The sequence below is a fragment of the Williamsia sp. z34 genome (assembly GCF_059553395.1).
This window is the reverse complement of sequence record NZ_JCANWW010000005.1, coordinates 102,697-125,753: the sequence shown is the minus strand read 5'-3', so window position 1 is coordinate 125,753 and position 23,057 is coordinate 102,697. Positions and strand designations below refer to the sequence as shown.

Here is a 23,057-nt window from a genome sequence, read left to right as displayed (position 1 = left end):
GGTTGGTCAACCCCTGCTGTCACATCCGTGCGTAATGCGGGACTATGGGCCGGTGACCAGCCCACGCTCGAACCCGAATGCGGACACCGACCAGGGCGTCGATACCGAATCCGACGTCCCCTCCCCGGCCCTGCCGGAGGTCGCCGATACCTCCCCCTCGGCCGCTGATGAGGCCCAGCGCCGCGAACGCGCCCGGCTCTATCCCCGGGTGACCAGTTTCCGGACCCGGCGCGGCAGTCTGACCCCCACCCAGCAGGCCAACTGGGAGCGCCTGTGGCCGTCCGTGGGCCGCGACGTCAGCGAAACCGAACGGATCGATCCCGTCGCATGGTTCGGCCGTAGTGCACCGCTGATCTTGGAGATCGGCTGCGGAACCGGTACCTCGACCGCGGCGATGGCGGCCGCCGAACCCGAGAACGACGTCATCGCGGTCGACGTCTACCGGCCGGGCATCGCCCAGCTCGTCGGAGCCATCGACCGGGAACACCTGACGAACATCCGGATCATCCGGGGCGATGCCATCATCGTCCTGAAGAACATGCTCGCGCCGGCATCGCTGACCGGGGTCCGGGTGTTCTTCCCCGATCCCTGGCCGAAGGCCCGGCATCACAAGCGGCGGCTACTGCAACCGGAGACCGTCGCACTGATCGCCGAGGTCCTGGCCGACGGTGGCGCACTGCACATCGCGACCGACCACGCCGAGTACGCCGAATCGATCGCCGAGGTCCTCGCCGGGCAGTCCCTGCTGGTCCCGACCGACGAGAAGGTCCCGTTCTCCACGCAGCGCCCGGTCACCAAGTTCGAAGGACGGGCCGCGGTCGAAGGTCGCCCGGTCACTGAGTTCGTTCTCACACGGGTGCCCCGATGAGCCCCGCGTCGTACGGCGATGACGCCGCCCGCGGACCCGACAACTCGGTCGCCCACACCATCTCGGGCGCGAGCCAGGAATCGCGGGTCCTCCTGATCTGGGATGCCCCCAACCTCGACATGGGGCTCGGTTCGATCCTCGGTGGCCGTCCCACCGCAGCTCACCGGCCCCGATTCGACGCGCTGGGCCGGTGGCTGCTGAGCCGGACCGCGGACATCTCCGCATCGGTGCCCCGGGTGGCCGCCGAAGGTCAGGACCGTCCCAAGGTCGGTTACTCACCGATCCCCGAGGCCACCGTCTTCACCAACATCGCCCCTGGTACCGCCGAAGTGGTCCGGCCTTGGGTCGAGGCGTTGCGTAATGTTGGTTTTGCTGTTTTTGCCAAGCCCAAGGTCGATGAAGACAGCGACGTGGACTCGGACATGCTCGACCACATCGAGCTGCGTAGGCACACTGTGGGGCTGGCCGGTCTGATCGTCGCATCGGCGGACGGGCAGGCCTTCCGGGAGCTGCTGCTCGATGTGGCCTCCGATGGTGTGCCCGTGCAGGTACTCGGTTTCCGGGAACACGCCGCGTGGGCACTGACGTCGGAGAGTTTGGAGTTTGTAGACCTTGAGGACATCCCCGGTGTGTTCCGCGAGCCCCTGCCGCGGATCAACCTGGATTCGCTTCCCGAGGAAGGCGCCTGGTTGGCTCCCTTCCGGCCGCTCACAGCGTTGCTGTCCGGCCGCCAGAACTGAAAGCAAACTATCCACAGTGGTGTGCACGCCCGGTCCCCGATGTGACCACCTATCCGCCGATGAGAATCTGCGCGACCACAATGACGGCCTGAGTACAGAAAGGACGCTGCGGTGTTTGGTGCCATAGGCAACTTCGTGTACCGGATGCGCTTTGCGGTCATCGCGGTGATGGTCGCATTGATGGCCGGTCTCGGCCTCTACGGTCTCGACCTGAACAAGCATCTGAGTCAGTCCGGCTGGTTCGATCCCGGTTCCGAGTCCGTCGCGGGCTCGCAGCTGCGCGACGAGATCCTCGGCCGCGACCACAAGTCGGACGTGATCCTGCTGGTCACGCCGCCGGCCGGCACCAAGGTCGACGACCCGGCCTTCGGGGTCAAGGTCGAGCAGATCGTCGAGGATCTGGTGGCGCAGTACCCGGACATCGTCGACCGCAACGATCCCGGCATCATCGACCCGTTCTCCGCCACGACCAACGAGTTCCAGAAGGGCGCTCAGCAACAGATCCGGGACCGGTTGTTCGATGACTCCCTCGAACACGCCTTCATCAGTATCGGCATCCGCGGTGACGATGACACCACGATCCTGAACAACTACAAGAAGGTCGCCCCGTTCTTCGACGATCTCGCGACGAAGTACAACCTACCTGGCACAACGTTCGAGTTGGCCGGTCTGCAACCGGTCTCGGGCGCGATGTCGGCCGGTATGGACGAGGACATCAAACGCGCGGAGATCATCGCGCTGCCGCTGGTGGCGATCATGCTGTTCTTCATCTTCGGCGGGGTGATCGCCGCCTGTCTGCCGGTGGTGGTCGGTGGTCTGACGATCGCCGGCTCGCTCGGCATCATGAAGGTCCTGGCCCAGGTCACCGAACTGAACGTCTTCGCCCAATCGGTGGTGACGCTGATCGGGCTCGGCATTGCCATCGACTACGGATTGTTCATCGTCAGCCGCTTCCGAGAGGAACTCGCGGAGGGCTATGACACCCCGAGCGCGGTTCGAAGAACCGTGATGACCGCCGGGCAGACGGTGGTCTTCTCGGCGACGATCATCGTGGCCGCGCTGGCCTGTCTGCTGATATTCCCGCAGGGCTTCCTGAAGTCGGTGGCCTACGGTGCGATCGCGTCGGTCACCCTCGCCGCCGTCTGTTCCCTGACGGTCCTGCCCGCGATCCTGTCGATCCTCGGTCCCCGGATCGACATGTGGGGCTTTTCCTTCCTGCGCCGGACCAAGACCAAAAAAGAGGTCGAGGACGGTTTCTGGGGCAAGCTCGCCGGCTGGGTCATGCGGCATCCGCTCAAGATCGCGATCCCCGTGGTCCTGCTGCTCCTGGCCCTGATCATCCCGTTCGCCGGCATCCAGTTCGGCGGCATCACCGAGAAGTACCTGCCGCCGAGCAACGACACCCGCGTCGCACAGCAGCACTTCGACGAGTTCTTCCCCACCGAGCGTGCCGAAGAGATCAAGCTCGTCATCCTCTACGACCCCGAGAGCAACGACGACGCGGCCAAACTGCAGGCGATCGCCGATCAGGCCAACGAGATCCCCGGTTTCACCAAGGAGTTCACCCTCGACGGGGCTCTGGCCGAGGGCGACCTCGTCGAGATGTCGGCCGGCCTGATCGACATCAACACAGCCGGTGAGGCCGTCGACGAACTCCGGGCGATCGACACCCAGGGTCTGCAGATGTACGTCGCCGGAACGCCGGCACTGACCCAGGATTCGATCAACGCATTGCTCTCCGACCTGCCGTTGATGGTGGTGATGCTGATCCTGGTGACGAGCCTGCTGATGTTCCTGGCGTTCGGCTCGGTGGTGTTGCCGATCAAGGCGGCGCTGGTCTCGGCATTGGGCCTCGGTGCCACCCTCGGCATCCTGACGTGGATCTTCATCGACGGTCACGGCTCATCGATCGCGAACTTCACCCCTGGCCCGCTGATGTCTGCGGTCCTCGTGCTGATCATCGCCATCATCTACGGCCTCTCGACCGACTACGAGGTGTTCTTGCTCTCCCGCATGGTCGAGGAGAGACAGAAGGGTGCCAGCACCACCGATGCGATCAGACGGGGCACCGCGCACACCGGGCGGATCATCACCGCTGCCGCCGCGATCCTGGTGGTGGTGACCGGGGCGTTCGGTCTGTCGGAGATCGTGATGATGAAGTACATCGCGTTCGGCATGATCGCCGCGTTGATCTTGGACGCCACCATCATCCGCATGCTGCTCGTGCCGGCGATCATGAAACTGCTGGGCGACGACTGCTGGTGGGCTCCGCAGTGGATGAAGAAGGTGCAGGAGAAGATCGGGCTCGGAGAGACGATCCTCGACGACGAAATCGGTGCCGGCCGTTCGGCTCAGGCCGCCCGCGGTGACCGCATGGCGGGAGCCGTTGTCGCCGAGGCACCCACCTCTGCCTTCCGCACATCCTCGGCCACCGACCGTAAACAACCGGTCGCCGTCGGTGCCGCCGCCGGCCCCACCCGGCAGTCCGGCCCCGTCAATCGGCCACCCCAGGGTCCTCGCCCATCGCCCGGTTCCGGACGTGGTGGCGGCCAATCCGATCCGGACCGGCCGTCGGGTCCCCGGGTGCCACCGTCACCGGGTTCCACCGCGGCGTTGCCGAACCGGAATGGTCAGGCGCCCGCACCCACCGGCCGGATGCCCGCACCCCGGACCGATTCCGGTCCGGTACACCGTCCTGCCCGTCCGTCGGAGCCCCCGGTCAGCGGACCGATCCGGCGTTCACCGAGTCGTCCGGCGCCCAATTCCGATCCGGTCGTCCCCCGGACACCCAGTCGGGGTGATGCCCGCAGGAATGGGCCCGACACCGGCGGCTGGAGCCTGGGCGCAGGCGGTATCCGCCTGGGCGGCAACGATGGCCCGGCCACCAACGGTTCCGGAACCGGCCCGTCGATGCCCACCAACGGAACTCCCGTCGGGGGATCCGAACCGACGCGTCAGCCGGGTCGCCCACCGCGTCCGCAACCGATCCAGTCCGGCGGCACGACCGGACCGACCAGTCGGCCCGCCGAGCCCCGAAGTCCCGGTCCCCGAACGGTTCCGGCCGGGCGACAGGATCCTTCGGGTCGAGGTCCCACGACGACCGGTCCGTACGACGGTGAGCAGAGCAGCCCGTTGCGGCGTCGCCCGGAACTGGGTTCGCACGGTGGGGCGCCGCTGATCGCCTCGCTCAATCCGGAGCAGTCGGCAGCACCGCGCAACCCGGCGCAATCGGTTCCGCCGCGGCAGAACCGGCCGCAGCCCGCTGCACCGACTCCGGCGCCACAACCGCCGCAGCCGCAGCCGCAGCAGCAACAACAACCGGAGGACGTCGAGTCCGAGGATTCTTCGTCGAGCGGTGGGCGGCGGGCCCGCGGTCGGGGCGATGGGCAGATCAGCGTCCGTGATCTCCTCCGTCGCGGCAACGACTCCGACAACTGATCGACACCGGTACCGGCCGGCCGTTCACCGAACGGTCGGCCGGTACTGGTTTCAGCCGCGTCCCCTCGACCGCCGTATCCCCTACTGCGACAACTGTTTCGGCAGCAACAGTGCGATTACTCCGGCGGTGCCCGCCACAGCGGCGAGGACACCGAGGTTCACCGCCCAGTCGGTCGACGACCCCGACAGCAACAAACCCATCAGGGTGGCACCGGCGGCAGCGGCCAGCTGGACCGTGATGAACAGCGATGTGGTGGCCTGCGGCACCGCACTTTCCGGGACCACCCGGTAGACGTTGGAGAAGGTCGGCGAGGCAACCGATCCGAAGGTGACGCCGATCAACACGTACAGGGCGAGTAACACCGGCAGTGCGATCACATCGATGGTCAGCGCCACCGACAACATCAGGGCCGCGGTGAGTGCACCCCCGCCGGATACCAGCGGGCGCGGCCCAATCCGATCGCTCAGTGCCCCTGCGACACTCATGCCGAACAACAGTCCCAGACCCAGGGACGCGACGATGATCCCCGCCATCGCACCGTCTCGCCCGAACTCGTTGCGGGCCAATTCGGGCAACATCACCAGTTGCGAATACATGATGAAACCGACCATCGCCATCACACCGAGACTTGCCGCGTAGCCGCGCGACCTGGTGAGCATCCGGAGGTCGATCACCGGCTCGGGTGTACGAAGTGCGTGCCAGACGTAGCCGGCCAGTAGTGCGACCCCGGCAAGGGCGGGAATCGTTATCCGCCAGGGCGATCCACTGCCGGCCTGCTCCACCGCGACGAGCACGGCGGCAAAGCCCGGCGACAGCAACAACAGTCCCCTGATGTCCGGCCGGCCGGCCGCGCCCACCTCACCCGGCGTCCGCTTCGGCAGCAACATCAACGCACCCACCAGGATCACTGCACCGATCGGTACGTTGATCCAGAAGATCCAGTACCAGGTGTCCGGGCCGCTCAGGAAGCCGCCGAGCAGGGGCCCTGCGATGGGCGCGAAATTGATCACCATCGAGAGCAGCCCCATCACCTTGCCCATGCGTTCCTTGCCGGCGACCGCCGCCGCCAGACTCAGCGACGTCGGCTCCAGCAATCCACCACCGAAACCCTGGAGCACCCGGAAGGCGATCAGACTCTCGATCGACCAGGCCGCAGTCGTCAGTACCGAGCCGGCCACGAACAGAAACAGCGCGGTGACGATCAGCTTGCGCCCGCCGAACCTCTCCAGCAAAGCGCCGGAGACGGGCAGCACCAGCGCGGCCGCCAGCAGGTAGCCCGCGACGACCCACACCACCGACGTCATCGGCGCATCGAAGGATTCCCCGAACTGGTCGAGAAGGGTGGTGACGGCTGTGCCGTCGAGTACGGCCATGAAGGCGGCGAGCGCCAACAGCACGATGATCAGCGCCGGAGCCTTTTCGGACTGTCCGGCCGGCGGCTTCTCCACGTCTATGGCCATGTCGATCAAACTAAACTACACCGTTTAGTGTAGTCAAGAGTCGGTGGCGGGTAGAATCTGCAACCATGACGTCCACGCAGGTCACCGGCGAACAACCCGCGAGACGACTGCGTCCGGGCAAGCGGGAGGCCATCCTGCGAGCGGCCGGTGAGATCTTCGACAATGAGGGATACGAGCGCACCAGCATCGACGCGGTGGCGGCCAAATCGGGGGTGTCGAAGCCGACCATCTACAACCACTTCGGGAGCAAAGAACAGCTGTTTCGCGATCATGTCGCCTTTGCCGCCCAGACCCTGAACGCCCGGGCCACCGAAGCCGTCCTCGAGATCGATCCCGACTGCGTCGCGTGGCGGCAGGTCTTGTCCGAGGCCGCCCTGCGGCTGGCCGATTGCGGGCGCAGCCACTGCTCCATCTCACTCAACCGACAGCTGCACGCGGCGGTCGTCCGAGACCCGTCGGTTTATCAATACGTTCTCGACAATGCCGCCGCGCCAGTGCTCGCCTTGCTCGCGGACAAACTCGCCCGACTCAGCGGGGCCGGCCATCTGTCCATCCCCGACCCGGCGCTGGCCGCCCGTCAGTTCCTCGCCCTGATCAGCGCGGAACTGCCGGAGATGAGCCGGCTGGGGACGGTGACCATCAGCGACGACGACTTCACCCGCGCCGTGATGGCCGGTCTCGACACATTCCTGCGGGCCTACGCCCGCTGATCCGAGGCCGGGAGGCCCGGGCGCGCGCCTACGCCGTCACCGAATCCAGCACCGACCGCACGGCCGCCTCGAGCTGCGTGAGTCCGGGTTCTTCCACCGGATAGTGTCCGCAATTCTCCAACCGCAGCTAATGTTTCGTTCCCGCAATACGTTTGGCGAAACGTTCACTGTTCTCCGGCGGAGTCCACCTGTCGGCTCCGGGATGCACGAGCGTCACCGCCGGACCGCGATACCGCTCGGGCGGGGTGTGCTCAAAGGTGAACCAGTCGGCCAGAAATCCCAGTGGCACCCGGCTTCCGCCGCCCATCGGATCCGAGGCGCACAACCTCGCGAGCTCGGGATCATTGCTCATCGCCGACATCGGCGACAGCCAGCGAATCGGTACTGCCACATCACCGGCGACACGCGACAGCATCGGCAACGTACGGGGTGCGCTACGCCCCATGACCCGCAGACGTGCGGCGCTCTCTCGCGCCGTGCGATCTTTCGGGTCGAGCAGGCATGTTGCCATCACCGCATCGACAATGCCTGTCCGCGCTGCGGTCTCATAGGCCAGCAGTCCACCCATGCTGGCGCCGAACAGGATCAGCGGACGCGGGTCCGCTGCCTTTTCGGCGACCACCAGGCCGCAGAGCAGATCCACCCAGTGTCGGTACCGCACCGCACGCCGCTGGGGGCATCGCGTCCTGCCGTACAGCGGCAGATCCGGCACGAGTACGTCAATGTTCTCGGCGGCGATGACGCCGGCCAACGGCCAGAGCGCGCCCGCATGCCCACCGGCGCCGTGGACGACAAGCACTCGGGCCGACGCCTCCGGCGCCACCGCCCGGGCGATGTGCACCCGATGGTCGCGCCATGGCCACCAGGTGGTGGTCGGTGGACGCATGGACCGGCGACGATCTTCCGGAAGGAAGCTCGCGTACCGGTCGACCTCGGTATATTCGATCACGCTCATGCACCCGAGTCTTGACGATGGGGGCAGTTGTGACAACTCGCTTTCCGGCTTCATGAGCACTGCGCGCCGGGCGCACACAGAGCCGGGTCGAGACCGCTGACCGAAGCTGTTGTCCACCGGATCATCCCGCACCCAGTCCGCACCGGAACACCACCATCGGATGTACCGTCGCGGCCGGTCCCACCTGACAAACCCCCTGGCCCGCCGCCATAAGGCTGACGGACCAGGGGGTTCAAGGGGACTGCAATCCGGTTGTGCCAGAGGGTGTCAGACACCCATGGGCTGCGGCGAGGGTTGATCCGGTGAAGACGTCGCGCCGCCCTGCCCCAGTGCCCGGGCGTATCCCGAACCCAGCGCCAACAGGATCAGGCCGACCACGATGAAGACCGTGACCCGGAAGATGCCATTCAAGGTCGCCAGATCGAAGAGGAACAGCTTCGCCACTGCCGCCGCGGCCAGCAGGAGTCCGGCGCCCACAACGATGTTCCGGCTGATGCCACCGAACATCCGGCGACCCTTCGCGATCGAGATGGAGATGACCAACAGACCGGCCGCGACGACCATCCAGCAGATGGTTGCCGCCACGTGGCCGCCGAGGAACCCTCCGTCGGGACCACCGAGCGCGACGCCGGCACTCACCGTCAACGCGGTCACGGCGTAGAGCGAGGCCAGTGCGCCGAGGATTCCGAAGATCTGGACGTTCCCGGCCGAATGACGTTCCGCGGCCCGGTACCACGACCACATCAGGATCCAGATGGCAGCCACGACCAGAAGGCTGGCAACGATCACCGAAACAGCATGGGAAACAGCGAGTTCAGACGATTCGAACAGTTGCTCCGGCGGAGAGATGGCCAGGTATCCGAACCCGCCGAGAACTCCGATCGCCGTGGCGATCATCCGTCCGATCAGATCGTGCCGTGCGGCCACCGCGATCACGATCGACATCGCGAGCAGCACCGGGGCGGTCACCGGACCCTCGAAGGCCACCGCCACTGCGATGACCGCGACCAGTGCAGCACCTGTTGCGTAGATGTGCCGGATGTGGGAGTGCCGGCCACGAGCTGTCAACGCCACCGCCAGCAGCAGTGCGGCCGATCCCCAGATCAGTCCCGCAGCGACCGTCCGGTCGAACACCAGGGGCGACAGGAGGATCGGAAGTGCGGTGGCGCAACCGAACAGCGCGGTCAGCGAGGGCAACCTGGTGCCACGCACCAGAACCGCCGAGGTGATGGTCCCGAATGCGGCGTGGACGACCATTGCGACCGCCCCCGACACGACGTGCGTGTCGCCTCCGACAACGCTTGCCGCGATCCACGCGAGAAGCGCCGACGTTCCGGCGATGACCCGGACCCCGTGCAACCAGATCCAGTCTTGGCCGAGTTGGATCGGGAACGATCCGATCGCCATGGCCAACATGAATCCGACCAACAACAGAGACGGTCCCTCGGTGAGCACGGGAGCGAGGATGAAGACCGGCACCAGGACGAGCAGTCCCAGATGTTCCGAATCCCAGCGACGGGCCAACAACAATCCGGTGAACGTGATCAGTCCGGCCAGAACAAGCCCGCCGTAATCGGGTAGCCAGTCGTAGATCCGGGTCACCGCAACAACATCGAGGTAAGCAGCGGCAATCCCGGTGGACGACAGTGCGATCGCACCTACCCGTCCGCCGGGACGCTGTGCCATCCGAATCGCGATCACGATGAGCGCGATCGCCAGCGCGCCACCGGCCGCGACCCTGATCTCCGGCCGCAGGATTCCGGCCTGCGCGGCCAGAACGAGCATCATCACCACGCCGATCAACGTCACCGTCACACCGGCGACCGCGAGGATTTTGCCGATCAGGCCACCGCCGGATTCAGCGGTCAACCGCTGCCACAGTGTCGGTGTGGCCGGTGGTGGGGGTCCGGGCGGTCGAGGGGCGGTGGCACCGTGGTGCGATGCGTAGGGAGCGGTGGGGGCCGGTGGGCGCTGGGCCTGAGATCTCGGGGCAGGCGCGCCGTACCGATGGGCCGCAGGGGCTTTCGGGTGCGGCGGCCAGGCCTGCGGCGGTGGGACCGGCGCCGACATCGGCGGGACCTGTGCCACCGACGGCGGGATCGGTTGCGGTGCCGGCGCAGGTTGGGGATGCAGGACCGGTGCAGGTGGTGGGGTTGCCTGCGGGCGTACTGGTTGCTCTTTGAGCTGCGTGAGCACGGAATGCAGTTCGTTCAGATCGCCCGACACACGAGCAAACTGATTCGACAATGAGGTGAACTCAGTGGACAGTCGGCTGATGACAGCTTCGTTCGGTTGGGTCATGTATCGATCGTCGCGGGGCGGGCGTCGTCGCGGATGAGTAGCACTACTCGGTTCACCTAGGGACTTACCACGAGGGGACGGGCCGCCGGGCGGCTCATTCCGATTCGGTGTCGAGTCCGTGTTCGATGGCGTAACGGGTCAACTCGACCCGATTGCCCAGCTGCAACTTTCGCAGGGTCGCCTGCACATGGTTTTCCACGGTCCGGTGACTCAGGGTGAGCTTCGACGCGATCTGCTTGGCACTCAACCCCTTTGCGACGTACCGCAACACCTCGGTCTCCCGGTCGGTGAGGGCCGGCGCGTCGACGGCCCGACCGGGGTCGCGGGCGATACGCCGATACTCGCCAAGTACCAGGCCGGCCAACCCCGGGGTGAACACCGCCTGTCCGGCCGCCGTCGACCGCACCGCCGCCAGCAACTCTTCCTTCGATGCGCTCTTGACCAGGTAGCCGCAGGCGCCCGCCTTGACCGCCTCGAGTACGTCGTCGCGTTCATCTGACGCCGAGAGCACGAGCACCCTTGTGTGGGGAGAGTTCTCGAGGATCGAGGCGGTGGCCTGCGCTCCGTTGCCGTCGGGCAACTGCATGTCCATCAGCACCACATCCGGTCGAACCGCACGGCCACGTGCGGTCGCGGCGGCCACGCTGTCGGCAACGGCCACGACGTCGAACCCCGCGTCGGACAGGTCGCGGGCAACTCCGTCGCGCCACATCGGATGGTCGTCGACCACCATCACCCGCAGCATTCCCTGCCCCGTATCGGCCATCAGATCCGCCCCTCGTCCTTGTTCGTCACACCCGGGTCCGAACCCGGCCCTGCATGACCCGTCCCTTTCGGCACCGTGAGTTCCCATTCGGTTCCCTCACCGGGGCCGGTGTCGAGTTCCGCCGTACCGCCGAGTGCTTCGATCCGGCCCACGATCGACTGCGACACACCCAGCCGACCCGCGGCGGTTGCCTCACGGAGGCGGCCGTCGGCGATACCGGTCCCATCATCACGGATGCTCACCACGACCTCGTCATCGAGATCTTCGACAAGGACATACGTCCGCGCTCCGGGCCCGGCGTGCAACCGTACGTTGTCGAGCGCGTTGACGACCGCCGCCTCGAGTTCGATTGCCCGAAAGTGGTCCAGCAGCACCGGTTCTCCCGGTTCGCTCACCGTCACCAGATCGTCGGCGTGGGGTCGCAGGAGCAGGCGCAGATCCACCTCGGCCGCGCCCTTGTCCATCAGCGGCGGTTCGATGTCGGCGATCAGCCGGCGTAGCGAACGCTCCTGCTCGCCGGCCATCTGCGCGAGCTGGGCTGTCTCTCCACCGATCTCGGCACCCCTTCTGCTGATCAGGGCCAGGACCTGCAGCACCCCGTCGTGCACCTGCCTGCTGAGCCGATCCCGTTCCGACGCCGCCGCGGCCAGGCGTAGGGCCCGGGTGATCCGCTCCTGATTGCGACGTGCCGAATTGGCGGCCAGCCCGACGCCGACACCCACCGCCAGCAACACCACCACGGTCGCATCCCGTCCGACGTTCAGGTCGTAGCCACCTTTGGCCACAGCGCTGGCCACCCGGACCGCGAGACCGAAGACCGCGCCCACCACCGGACCGCCCAGGATCGCCGCGGCCACAACTGCATTGGTCGCCCACAACGTGGTCGGAAACGACTGGTTGTCCGCGGCCCACTGCGCCGAGGCCAGCGCTCTGGTCGCGACGATCAGACCGCAGGCCACCACCAGATCGGTGACGACCCAGCCCCAGCGACGCCCGGGTCCCTTCAGATAAAGGATCGTGCTGGCGCCCGTCCACAGCGTGAGCAGTGCAAAACAGAACCAGCTCCAGCCCGCCCGCTCGTAGTCGTCGTAGACAGCGAGTTGAAAACCCAAGGCGTAGAGGTAACTCAGGAGACGAAACACCTGGGCGCCGCGCCACAGCGGCGCCACCGGATCGTCGTCGGTGCCGGATGGTCGCCGCAGTGCGCTCGAGGATCGGGTCACGCCACGCCCTCAGCTGGACTCGCCCGCGTGGTCCTGCTCGTTGTCCGGTGTCGCGCCGGAGGCCCGGAGGGGATCGAACTCGTCCCACTTCGGTTTGTCCGGGGTGGCCTCGTACATCCGGTCGTGTTCACCGCCGGTGACCGCGGCGAACTCCGCGAGATCCGGATCAGCTTCGACAAGGTGCGATTTCGCCACCAGCGTGCGGACCGCCGTATTCAAGAATGCGATGACCGGCACGGCCAGCAGACCACCGACGATGCCCGCCGTGATCAGGCCCGCGGCGATACCGAGCACCACCGCCACCGGATGCAACCGCACCGACCGTCCGAGCAAGAACGGCTGTAGGACATGGCCTTCGAGCTGCATCACCGCAATCACCACAGCCAGCGCGATCAGGGCGGCAATCCAGCCCTGCGTGACCAGGGTGACCAGCACCGCGAGCCCACCGGTCACCAGCGCGCCCACGATCGGGATGAATGCACCGATGAACACGAGCGAGGCCAGCGGCAAGGCCAGCGGAACCTGCAGGATCGCCAGGCCGGCTCCGATGGCGATCGCGTCGGTGGCCGCCACGACCACGGTCGCCCGCACGTATCCGACCAGCGAACCGAAACCGTTTTGTCCTGCCTCCCAGACCTTTTCGCGGGATGTCACCGGCACCGCGAGGGTCAGGAACCGCCAGATCTGACCGCCACCGTAGAGGAAGAAGATCATCAGGAAGAGCATCAGGAACGCGCCGGTGACGATCTCCCCGACCGTGGTGGCAGTCGACAATGCGCCCGAGGTGACCTTGTCCTGGTTGTCCTTCAGGACCTTGATGGCGTCATCGCCGAGATGTGCGATCTGGTCCTCGGCGAGATTGAAGGGTCCGTCGACCAGCCAGCTGCGGCTCTCGTTGATGGTCTTGGTGATCTGCTCGGTCAGCTCCGGAAGCCCGTCGATGAACTGCTGAACGACGAAAGCCATGATCCCCGCGAGCAATCCGATGGCGACGAGCAACGTCCCCAGAACCGCGAGCGCGCGAGGAATGCCGCGACGGTCGAGCCAATCGACGACCGGGACAAGGAACGCGGTGCCCAGCACCGCCAGGCCGATCGGTACGAACACCTCTTCGTATTCGGAGACGACCATCGACACCACGAACAGTCCGGCGGCTATCGCCAGCAATCGCCAGGACCATTCGGCCGCAGCGCGGACAACGGGGTGCACTTTGAGGCGGTCGGCCGGGTGACTGTCGACTACGTCACTACTACTCAAGTTTTTCGCCTCGCTCACCAGCGCAACACTAGACTGAAGGTGGCCTGTGCGCGCTGGACAACACCGTTCGCCAGAGGCGTCGGTTCGTACATTCATGCCTCCTGTCACCGAGTCGGACACTCTGGGCCGCTAGGCTGCAGATCATGACGGCGACGAACAGACCCCGCCGCCGCTTTTGGTGGGTGCGCTGGCTGACACTCGCACTCGTTCTGGTGATCCTCGGCGTCGAGGCCTACCTGGTCTGGCCCAAGCTCCGGGAAACGTGGTTTCACCTCGACGAGATCGAGTGGGAGTGGGTTGCGCTGTGCATTCTGGCCGCGATGCTGTCGATGGACAGTTTCGCCCAGGTCCAGCGCGCATTGCTGCGATCAGCGGGCCTCAAGGTCAAGCAGTGGCAGTCGCTGTCGGTGGTCCTGGCCGCGAACTCGCTGAGCCAGACGATGCCCGGCGGTCAGGTCCTCTCCCCGGCCTTCACCTACCGCGAAACCCGCAGGTGGGGCGCCACTCCGGTGGTCGCCTCCTGGCAGGTGGTGATGTCCGGGTTGCTGATGGGCGTGGGGCTCGCAGTCCTCGGCCTTGGTGGCGCACTGCTCGCAGGTGCCCAGACCAGCCCGTTCTCGATCATCTTCTCGATCAGCGGCTTTTTGGCGTTTGCGGTCGTGGCCCAGTACATCGCGCGCCACCCACACTCGGTCGAGGGCCTCGGTGTCACACTCCTGCGCTGGATCAACAACACGCGCGACAAGGCCGCCGACCACGGCGTCGAGCGCTGGCAGGAGATCCTGCGGCAACTGAAGGCCGTCCAGCTCAAACCCAGGGAAACGACCACCGCCTTCGGCTGGTCGCTGTTCAACTGGGTCGCCGACGTCGCCTGTCTGGCGTTTGCGTGTTACGCCGTGGGAGGTCAGCCGAGTATCTCAGGGCTGATGGTGGCTTATGCCGCGTCGAAGGCCGTGGGTACTGCCATCCCGTTGCTCCCGGGTGGCCTCGGCGTCGTGGACGGGGTCCTGGTGCCCGCGCTCACCTCGGCGGGCATGGGCGCCGGTGAAGCGGTGACCGCCGTGTTGGTGTACCGGATGATCAGCTACCTGTTGGTCTCGCTGGTCGGCTGGGTGGTGATCTTCGTGAAGTTCCGCACCACATACCGCTCCCTGGAAAGCCCCGACGAGGTCGAAGTGAAGATCGAGGCAGAGATAGACGCCGAACTCAGACGCAACAAGTCGACATCGCCCGAAGGCGAGAGCCCGGAAGACGGCGAATCACCGCCCGACACGGTTCGCTGAACGCACCCGGTGCCCGCTAACGTGGCGGGTATGCGCCGATTGTTCACCGCCTTTGCAGACCTCTTGGCGGTAATCGTCTTCGCCTTCATCGGCCGGATGAATCATGACGAGGGCCTCTCCGTCCAAGGCGTCTTCAGTACCGCCTGGCCCTTTGCGCTCGGCGCGGCGATCGGATGGTCGCTGGCCTATCTCTACGCACACATGCGTTCCGACCACGGTCACACCTATGACTTCCGGCCCGAACGCCTGTTCCCGGACGGCGTGCTGGTCTGGGTCGGCGCGGTCGCCATCGGCATGCTGTTGCGTCAGCAGTTCCACCAGGGCGTGGCGTTGAGCTTCATCATCGTCGCCACGATCGTCCTCGGCGTCTTCCTGCTCGGATGGCGCGGCGTTCGGATCAGGATGATCCGCCGGTCCGTCACTGCCTGATCCACGGCAGGCACTACACCCGCTGGTGGAGGGCCCGCAACTGCGTGAGTTTGTGCGGATTCCGGACGAACAGCAGTCTGCTGATCCCTTCGGGTCCCACCTCGAACGCCAGCAATGTGTCCGGTTCACCGTCGCGCACCGTCAGCACTGCGGGACTTCCGTTCACCTGCACCATTACCGGATGTGAACCGGCGGCGAACTTCGCGAGCGCCCCGAGCACAAACCTGGCCACCTTGGCGCGGCCGACCACCGGCATCCTGGCCGCACTGACAACACCACCGCCGTCACTGATCGAGACAACGTCCGCCGTCAGCACCGATTCGAGCGCGGCGAGGTCCCCGCAGGTCGCCGCGGCTGCAAACGCCGTCATGATGCGCTCGCGTTCGACCGGGTCGATCTTGGTGGCACGTTCGCGCCCGATGTGCCCCCGGGCCCGATGAGCGAGCTGACGGGCCGCCGCCTCACTGACAGCGAGCACCTCTCCGATCTGGCGGTACGGGTATGCGAAAGCCTCCCGGAGCACGTAGGCCGCCCGCTCGGCCGGGTCGAGACGTTCGAGCAACATCACCACGGCCAGCTCCAGCGCCTCGGCACGATCGGCACCGAGGGCCGGGTCATCGCCCGTCGACACCGGTTCGGGAAGCCAGGAGCCGACGTAGGTCTCGCGGGTCGCACGCGCGGAGGTCAGCGCATTTAGCGAGAGCCGGGTGACGATCGTGGTCAGGAACGCCTCGGGATTGCGCACCGCGTCCCGGTCTGCCCCCTGCCATCGCAACCAGGCGTCCTGTAGTACATCGTCGGCTTCGGTGACCGACCCCATCATCCGGTAGGCGACGCCGAACAGTCGGGGCCGGACCTTCTCGAATGCGGCCAATGCCGTGTCCTGCATCACTCCGACCCCGTTCTCGTCACGAACGCGTTCTGCCGTCGGTCTCAACCAATACCAGCCAAACGCAGTCGGCGAGAGGATCGAACGATGACGACCTATTTGATCACCGGGGCCACCGGGACGATCGGGACCCCCACCACCGCCCGGTTACGCGCGCAGGGCCACGACGTCCGGGCCCTGAGCCGCCGGAGCGGACCGGGGCTGGTCGCCGGCGATCTGCACAGCGGTGCCGGGTTGGCCGCTGCCATATCGGGCGTCGACACGGTCATCCACCTCGCGACGACCAACGGTGCCAAAGACATTCGGATCGCCGAGAACCTCTTCGCCGCGGCGGCGGATGCCCGCGTCCGGCATGTTGTGTTGCTCTCGATCGTCGGCATCGACAAGATCCCGATGTCCTTCTACCGTCAGCGCCTCGACATCGAAGAACTGGCATTGCATTCCGGCGTGCCGTTGACGTTGCAGCGGTCCACCCAGTTCCACCCGTTCGTAGACACCCTGTTCAGTGCGCAGCGATTCCTGCCGGTGCTTCTCACCCCGTCGATCCGGTTCCAGCCGATCGCCCCGCAGGACGTCGCGGCCCGGTTGGTCGAACTCGCCGAGGAAGCACCGTCGGGCCGGGTCGACGACATCGGCGGACCACAGCAGCGCACTGCCGCGGACCTGCTCGCCGCCTGGAGAAAGGCCCGGCGTTCGCACCGCCCACCCCTGCCGCTGCGAGTGCCCGGCAAGCTCTTCAAGGCCTTTTCCGATGGCGAAAACCTGGTTCCCGGAACCCCCTTCGGGCAGCGGAACTTCGAGCAGTACCTCGTCGAGAAATACCGGTGATATCTCAGCGCGCCAGGAACTTCAGCAGCACCTCGTTGATCTCGTCCGCGTGCGTCCACAGCAAGCCGTGCGGGGCGCCCTCGATCTCGACGTACTCCGCCTCGGGCAACAGGCGAGAGAACAGGCGTCCGGTGGCGTCGATCGGCAGGATGTTGTCTGCGGTGCCGTGGACGATCAGGGTGGGCACATCGATTTTCGGGATGTCACCGCGGAAGTCGGTGAACCACGTCAACGGCGCTGCCGCCGAGGCGAAGGCCCCGGATCCGGCGGCGACGTTCCAGCTGTTGCGCAACGCCTCCTCGCTCAGCCGCGTCCCGAGGAACTCATCGGTGTTGTAGAAGCCGGCGTAGAACTCGGTGAAGTAGGCGTAGCGGTCCTTCTTGATGCTCGCGACGATGTCCTCGAAGAACTCCCGCGGAGCGGCACCGTCGGGGTTGTCGTCGGTCTTGAGCAGGTACGGCTCGAGCGAGGCCAGGAAGGCGGCCTTGGCGACCCGGCCGGAGCCGTAGCTGCCGATGTACCGGGCGACCTCTCCGGTGCCCATCGAGAATCCCACCAGGACGGCATCTTTCACGTCCAACGTTTCCAGGACGGTGTTCAGGTCGGCGGCGAAGGTGTCGTAGTCGTATCCGACGGTCGGCCGGCTCGACTGCCCGAAGCCGCGACGATCGTAGGTGATCACCCGGTATCCGGCGTCGAGCAGCGCAGCGCTCTGTTTCTCCCAGGAATGCCCGTCCAGGGGGAATCCGTGGATCAGCACGACGGGCTGCCCGGTGCCGTGATCCTCGTAGTAGAGATCGATGTTCGTGGTGTTCTCGGTTCCAACGGTGACGTACGGCATGGCATCGCCTTTCAGCGTCGAGTGGGACAAGCGGTTCGGGATCACACCCGCCGGAGAATGATCATTCTCTGACGTGGTTGCTACTGTAGAGAATGAACGTTCTCCACGCAAGGCGGTACCGATGAAAAACAATGCAGAGTCGCGCGAGCTGATCGTCGAAGCCGCCGACCGGCTCTTCTACAGCCATGGGATCCAGGCGGTGACGATGGCGCAGATCAGGGCAGAGGCATCGGTCTCACTGAAGCGGCTCTACGCCACCTTCCCGTCGAAGGACGACGTGGTACTCGCGGTGCTCGACCACCGCCGGAAGATGTGGGAGACCGCGGTTGCCCAGGCGACCGAGTCGGCTCCCACGGCCCGCGACAAGATCCTGGCGATCTACGACTTCCTGTTCGAGTGGTTCGGTCAGGACGACTATCGGGGTTGTGGCTTCATGAACGCCTTCGGTGAACTCGGGGCGACGTTCCCGGACGTCGCCGCCGCGGTCCGGGAACACAAGCAGGCGTTCCAGCGGTTGATGGCCGACCTGGTCGAACAGGCCGGAGGCGAAGAGGCACTCGGCATCCAACTCACCATCCTCGCCGAAGGGGCGCAATCGATGTCGGCGATCTGCGGCGATCCCGAGGTCGCCCGGCATGCCCGGTCCGCCGCCGTGATTCTGATCGACCAGGCCATACCCCTTTGATCGTCCCCAAAACCCGTTACGGTCGCCCTGAACGATTGTTCACCGCAACACCCGTCAACGGGAAGGACCCCGACCGTGGACTATGCCGTCCCCGAGGCGATCACCACCACCCTGCGTGAGATCGACGAGTTCATCGACACGCAGATCCGGCCGTTGCAAGAAGCAGACGACAACATCCGCTTCTTCGACCACCGGCGCGAGTGGGCGCGGACCGATTTCGAGGGCGGCGGCGTTCCACGTCCCGAATGGGAAGAGCTGCTCGGGCAGATGCGCCGGCTCGCCGACGAGGCGGGCTGGTTGCGGTACGCCCTGCCGACCGAGATCGGTGGTCGCGGTGGCAGCAACCTGGACATGGCCATCATCCGGGAGCACCTGGCGCACAAGGGCCTCGGCCTGCACAACGACCTACAGAACGAATCGTCGATCGTGGGCAACTTCCCGTTCGCCCACATGCTGCTCGGCCATGGCACCACAGCGCAGCAAGACGAGTTCCTGGAACCGATGATCCGCGGTGAGGCCCGGATCGGATTCGGCCTGACCGAACCCGATCACGGCAGCGATGCCACGTGGATGGAAACCACCGCCCGCCGGGCCGGTGACTCGTGGGTCATCAACGGCGGCAAGCGCTTCAACTCGGGTATGCACAACGCCACCCACGATGTGGTGTTCGCCCGGACATCGGGCAAAGACGGTGACGCGCGGGGAATCACGGCGTTCTTTGTTCCGACCGACGCCCCCGGATTCTCGGTCGACTTCCAATGGTGGACGTTCAACATGCCCACCGACCACGCCGAGGTCACCATCACCGACGTCGAGGTCCCGGACTCGGCGATCTTCGGCGAAGAAGGCGAGGGACTCGCCGTCGCGCAGACGTTTGTGCACGAGAACCGGATCCGTCAGGCCGCCTCGGGGGTCGGTGCGGCCCAGTACTGCATCGACCGCAGTGTCGAATATGCCGGGCAGCGGATCACTTTCGGTGCTCCCCTGTCGAGTCGCCAGGCGATCCAGTTCCCCTTGGTCGAGCTGCACACCGAGGCCGAGATGGTCCGCGGGTTGGTTCGCAAGACGGCCTGGGAGATGGACCGGCTCCCCCATCCGGAGATCAGTGACCGTGTCTCCATGTGCAACTACCGCGCCAACCGATTGGTCTGCGACGCCGCCGACCAGGCCATCCAGGTCCACGGCGGCATGGGCTACACCCGGCACATGCCCTTCGAGCACATCTACCGGCACCACCGCCGATACCGGATCACCGAGGGTTCCGACGAGGTACAGATCCGTAAGATCGCCGGCTATCTGTTCGGTTACGCCGGTCCCCGCCGTAACCGACCCACCTCCCAGAGCTGATGGCGCAGAACGACATCGCCGACCTCCTGGCCAGGGCTCTGGGCGCGGTCCTCGGCGAGGACGCGCAGGTGGCGGATCTGCGCAGGCTGACCGCCGGGGCCAACAGCGAGACCTGGTCGTTCACCTGCCGGCGCGGAGCCGAATCGCAGCGGCTGATCTTGCGACGTCAGCCCGGCGCCCCGCACGGACCGCAGGGGATGAGCCGTGAATCGGAGGCGATCTCGGCGGCGGCGCAGGCCGGTGTCCCGGTACCCCGGGTGATCGACTTCTCCGACGACACCGAGGCACTCGGTGCCCCGTACCTCATCTGTGAGTACATCGACGGTGAGACGATTCCGCGAAAACTGTTGCGCGACGACCGTTATGCCGGGGCGCGTGCGGGCCTGGCCGCCGAACTCGGCCGCACCCTGGCCCGTATCCACTCGATCCCGCCGGATGCGGTGCCGGCACTGCGGAGCGGGGTCCGCAGCGGCCTCGACGAACTGCGGCAGTCGTATCTAGACCTCGACACCCCGTCCGCGGTGACCGAGATCGCGCTGGCCGCACTCGCGCTGTACCGGCCGGAACCGGTTCCGGAGACGGTGGTGCACGGCGATTTCCGCAACGGGAACCTGCTCATCTCCGACGCCGGACTCGAGGCGGTCCTGGACTGGGAACTCACCCATATCGGCGACCCCCGCGAAGATCTCGGCTGGCTGCTGGTCAAGTGCTGGCGGTTCGGGACCGCCCCGGAGGTCGGTGGATTCGGCACCGCCGACGAACTGCTCGACGGTTACGCCGAGATCGCCGGAGCGCGACCGGACATCGAGGCAGTGCGGTGGTGGCAGCTCTACCGCACCGTGTGGTGGAGCATCGTCTGCGCGCAGATGGCGCAGCGGCATCTGTCGGGCAGACAGCGGTCGGTGGAACTCGCGGCGATCGGACGACGGGTCTGCGAACAGGAGCACGACATCCTCCTCGCACTGGGCCGGCCGACCGATGCGGTGGCCGATCCACCCGATCCGGCAAACGAACCCGGGCTCTACGGACGTCCCACCGCCGCCGAGCTCGTCAACGCGGTGTCGGAGTTTCTTCGCACCGCGGTGATGGCCGGTGACGATGTCGGGGACGCAACCCGATTCGGGGCCCGCGTCGCCGCGAACGTGCTGGACATCGTCGAACGTGAACTCGACGCCGGGCCGGCCCCGCTCGATCGTCAGCGCCACGCGCTGGCCGACCTGGGCTTCGACTCCGAAGCCGAGTTGGCACTGGCGATCCGAGCCGGCGAGGTGAACCCACAGGACCCGCGGGTCATCGCGGTGGTGCGGGCCGCGGTCACCGATCGGCTGATGGTGGCCAACCCGCGGTATCTGGAGCTGTGAGGGTCCGGTTCTACTGCGCGTGCGGCCGCGGGGTCAGGAAACGCTGCGCGACCGCCAGTGCGGCACTACCGGACTTCTCGCCTTCGCAGTAGACGACGAACACCCGGTCACCTTGGATCCCGACAAACCAGCCGGGTCCCTGGGGTCCGTTGGTGCCCACCAGGGCTCGCAGGCCCGGTGCGTTGACCAGGTCGCTGGCGCCACCGTCGGCGGCGGTGGCCTTCATCGCGCCCTCGACCGCGGCGAGAACCTCGGGATCGACGGCACCGAGTTCACCGCCTTCGACCTGTCCGGCGACACCGGCGATCACGGACGGGGCCACCGAGCTCCCGCGCGCAACGGCCACACCGAGCGTCGCCATGTTCAGCGCCGACACCCGCAGATCCTCGGACCGGAAGGTCATCGGCTTGACCATGGGCTTCTCGTCGGCGGCAGATGCGGGGCGTACACCGGCGACCGTGAAGTCGACGCCCAGTCCCAGCGGACCGAGCAGCGCTTCGGCCTTGGCATCGTCAGAACCGGCCGCCCTGTTGATCACGTCGGCCACCGGGCCCAGGGTCGCGCCCGGGGTGTACTTCTTGTCGATCCGGATGTCGGAGACCTCGGCCTGGTCGTTGCGCATCGACGCCCGGATCTGTCCGGTATTCGCATCCACCACCAGGATCGAGGCCGGCTGCGCCACCTCGACCACGGCGTCGAGGGCGTCGAGCTGGATGTTCGGATCAATGTTGGTGGTCACGTCGGGTCCGGGGGGTCCCTGCTCGCCGGCGAGCTGCACCGGTGCCTGGCCGGGTGCCACACCCTGCACGGCCCAGCCCGAGGTGGCGTCGAGAATCGCCTGCCAGTAGTCGCGCACACCGTCGAAGACCGGTGAATCGAGCCGGCGGTCGAGCAGAACCAGCTTGGGTTCCTTGGCGATCGACACCCCCGGGATGGACGCCGGATCGCCGGCCAGCGCGATCATGTCGGACTCACGGACCGACACGACGGTCACCGGCCTGTTGTCGGCGTCGGCCAGCTGGCGGTTGATGACGTCCGGGGTGATCAGTTGGGCCAGTGGCTCGATGGTCCTGGCGAGCCTCGCGACGGAACCGACGACGTCACCGGTCGCCGTGGGGTCGAGGATGATGTTGTTGATCGTCTGTTGGGTGAGCATCCGCTTGCCGAAACGGTCGAGCACCGCGGGCGCCGGCGTGGCATCGGTGCGGACCTGGCGCAGGCTGCCGCCGGTCGACAGGTCCTCGGCGAGCAGACCTGGCTCCCACTGCACCCGCCAGCCCGGGGTCAGTTTGCGCGCCGACCCCTCTGTGGTCGTCTGGAACTCGCGGTCGTCACCGAGAATCCAAGTGGTCTCGACCTCGAAAGTTGCGGTGCCGTCGGAATATTCTTCGGCCCGTTGGACATCGACATCGACCTTCTCCGCGGCCATCTCCTCGAACGTTGCCTCATAGGACTTCATGGCCAATTCCGGCGACGAGGTCAGCAACGCGGTGGCAGTGGGATCCTGGTCTTCGATGGCCTTCGCGAAGTCGCTCAGCATCGCTCCGGCACCCGTGTCGGTGGACTCGCCGAAGTTGCCACAGGAAGCAACGGCGAGCGCGCAGACAAGCGCGAAAACGGAGGTGGCCGCGAGGCGGCCCGGGGAACGATGCATAGTCACAATTTTCACTCCTGT

At 66.4% G+C, this 23,057-nt stretch carries 18 protein-coding genes and 1 pseudogene; 10 read left to right on the top strand and 9 right to left on the bottom strand.

Translation table 11 applies throughout. The annotated features are described in order from the left end of the window. Positions 1–34: 34 nt before the first annotated feature. The 3 genes from trmB (at position 35) to AC51GT_RS14165 (ending at position 5,046) form a co-directional block, all read left to right on the top strand. Complete coding sequence (trmB, locus tag AC51GT_RS14175) at positions 35–868, top strand: tRNA (guanosine(46)-N7)-methyltransferase TrmB (protein ID WP_496329183.1); 834 nt, start codon at positions 35–37, stop codon at positions 866–868. Next, a complete protein-coding gene (locus tag AC51GT_RS14170; protein ID WP_496322645.1) occupies positions 865–1,608 on the top strand; it encodes an NYN domain-containing protein in 744 nt (247 codons plus the stop codon). Before trmB ends, AC51GT_RS14170 begins: the two co-directional genes overlap by 4 nt. Before the next feature lie 111 nt (positions 1,609–1,719). Continuing rightward, entirely contained in the window at positions 1,720–5,046 is a 3,327-nt protein-coding gene (locus AC51GT_RS14165) for an MMPL family transporter (protein ID WP_496329182.1), read from the top strand. A gap of 81 nt (positions 5,047–5,127) precedes the next feature. Here AC51GT_RS14165 and AC51GT_RS14160 read toward each other — a convergent pair whose 3' ends face one another. Next, entirely contained in the window at positions 5,128–6,507 is a 1,380-nt protein-coding gene (locus AC51GT_RS14160; RefSeq protein WP_496329181.1) for an MFS transporter, read from the bottom strand. A gap of 65 nt (positions 6,508–6,572) precedes the next feature. Here AC51GT_RS14160 and AC51GT_RS14155 point away from each other — a divergent pair, with 65 nt between their 5' ends. Continuing rightward, a complete protein-coding gene (locus tag AC51GT_RS14155) occupies positions 6,573–7,217 on the top strand; it encodes a TetR/AcrR family transcriptional regulator (RefSeq protein WP_496329180.1) in 645 nt (214 codons plus the stop codon). A 28-nt stretch (positions 7,218–7,245) separates the two neighbouring features. Here AC51GT_RS14155 and AC51GT_RS14150 read toward each other — a convergent pair. The 5 genes and pseudogenes from AC51GT_RS14150 to AC51GT_RS14130 form a co-directional block, all read right to left on the bottom strand. Then, positions 7,246–8,172: pseudogene (locus AC51GT_RS14150) on the bottom strand (alpha/beta hydrolase). A 267-nt stretch (positions 8,173–8,439) separates the two neighbouring features. Next, positions 8,440–10,473, bottom strand: coding sequence for a DUF2339 domain-containing protein (locus AC51GT_RS14145; protein ID WP_496329179.1), 2,034 nt, complete (start codon positions 10,471–10,473; stop codon positions 8,440–8,442). A gap of 94 nt (positions 10,474–10,567) precedes the next feature. Beyond that, the gene (locus AC51GT_RS14140) at positions 10,568–11,239 is read right to left on the bottom strand and encodes a response regulator (protein ID WP_496329178.1); all 672 of its coding nucleotides are present in this window, start codon (positions 11,237–11,239) and stop codon (positions 10,568–10,570) included. After that, entirely contained in the window at positions 11,239–12,462 is a 1,224-nt protein-coding gene (gene macS, locus AC51GT_RS14135) for a MacS family sensor histidine kinase (protein ID WP_496322638.1), read from the bottom strand. The genes AC51GT_RS14140 and macS overlap by 1 nt, the downstream gene beginning before the upstream one ends. A 9-nt stretch (positions 12,463–12,471) precedes the next feature. Further along, positions 12,472–13,737 (bottom strand): AI-2E family transporter, encoded by a 1,266-nt coding sequence (locus AC51GT_RS14130; protein WP_496322637.1) that lies wholly within the window; start codon positions 13,735–13,737, stop codon positions 12,472–12,474. 125 nt (positions 13,738–13,862) lie between these two features. Between AC51GT_RS14130 and AC51GT_RS14125 the strand changes: the two genes are divergently transcribed. Together AC51GT_RS14125 and AC51GT_RS14120 are read left to right on the top strand one after the other, a co-directional pair. Further along, complete coding sequence (locus tag AC51GT_RS14125) at positions 13,863–15,002, top strand: lysylphosphatidylglycerol synthase transmembrane domain-containing protein (RefSeq protein ID WP_496322636.1); 1,140 nt, start codon at positions 13,863–13,865, stop codon at positions 15,000–15,002. 30 nt (positions 15,003–15,032) lie between these two features. Beyond that, the gene (locus tag AC51GT_RS14120; RefSeq protein WP_496322635.1) at positions 15,033–15,431 is read left to right on the top strand and encodes a DUF3054 domain-containing protein; all 399 of its coding nucleotides are present in this window, start codon (positions 15,033–15,035) and stop codon (positions 15,429–15,431) included. A 13-nt stretch (positions 15,432–15,444) separates the two neighbouring features. On the opposite strand, the gene AC51GT_RS14115 is transcribed toward AC51GT_RS14120, so the two are convergent. After that, the gene (locus tag AC51GT_RS14115; RefSeq protein ID WP_496329177.1) at positions 15,445–16,320 is read right to left on the bottom strand and encodes an RNA polymerase sigma-70 factor; all 876 of its coding nucleotides are present in this window, start codon (positions 16,318–16,320) and stop codon (positions 15,445–15,447) included. A gap of 87 nt (positions 16,321–16,407) precedes the next feature. On the opposite strand from AC51GT_RS14115, the gene AC51GT_RS14110 reads away from it, so the two are divergent. After that, positions 16,408–17,148: an SDR family oxidoreductase gene (locus AC51GT_RS14110; protein ID WP_496329176.1), complete on the top strand. Its 741-nt coding sequence runs from the start codon at positions 16,408–16,410 to the stop codon at positions 17,146–17,148. Positions 17,149–17,152: 4 nt separating this feature from the next. Here the strand turns inward: AC51GT_RS14110 and AC51GT_RS14105 are convergent, their stop codons facing one another. Further along, positions 17,153–17,989: an alpha/beta fold hydrolase gene (locus AC51GT_RS14105; RefSeq protein ID WP_496329175.1), complete on the bottom strand. Its 837-nt coding sequence runs from the start codon at positions 17,987–17,989 to the stop codon at positions 17,153–17,155. A gap of 121 nt (positions 17,990–18,110) precedes the next feature. On the opposite strand from AC51GT_RS14105, the gene AC51GT_RS14100 reads away from it, so the two are divergent. The 3 genes from AC51GT_RS14100 to AC51GT_RS14090 all read left to right on the top strand — a co-directional run bounded on the left by AC51GT_RS14100 (position 18,111) and on the right by AC51GT_RS14090 (position 21,382). Beyond that, positions 18,111–18,674, top strand: a complete 564-nt coding sequence (locus AC51GT_RS14100; RefSeq protein ID WP_496329174.1) for a TetR/AcrR family transcriptional regulator — start codon at positions 18,111–18,113, stop codon at positions 18,672–18,674. Positions 18,675–18,749: 75 nt separating this feature from the next. Next, on the top strand, positions 18,750–20,021 hold the full coding sequence (locus tag AC51GT_RS14095) for an acyl-CoA dehydrogenase family protein (RefSeq protein WP_496329173.1): 1,272 nt from the start codon (positions 18,750–18,752) through the stop codon (positions 20,019–20,021). After that, positions 20,021–21,382 (top strand): phosphotransferase family protein, encoded by a 1,362-nt coding sequence (locus tag AC51GT_RS14090; protein WP_496329172.1) that lies wholly within the window; start codon positions 20,021–20,023, stop codon positions 21,380–21,382. Before AC51GT_RS14095 ends, AC51GT_RS14090 begins: the two co-directional genes overlap by 1 nt. Positions 21,383–21,392: 10 nt before the next feature. Here AC51GT_RS14090 and AC51GT_RS14085 read toward each other — a convergent pair whose 3' ends face one another. Then, on the bottom strand, positions 21,393–23,036 hold the full coding sequence (locus tag AC51GT_RS14085; RefSeq protein ID WP_496329353.1) for an NTF2-like N-terminal transpeptidase domain-containing protein: 1,644 nt from the start codon (positions 23,034–23,036) through the stop codon (positions 21,393–21,395). Between the last annotated feature and the right edge of the window lie 21 nt (positions 23,037–23,057).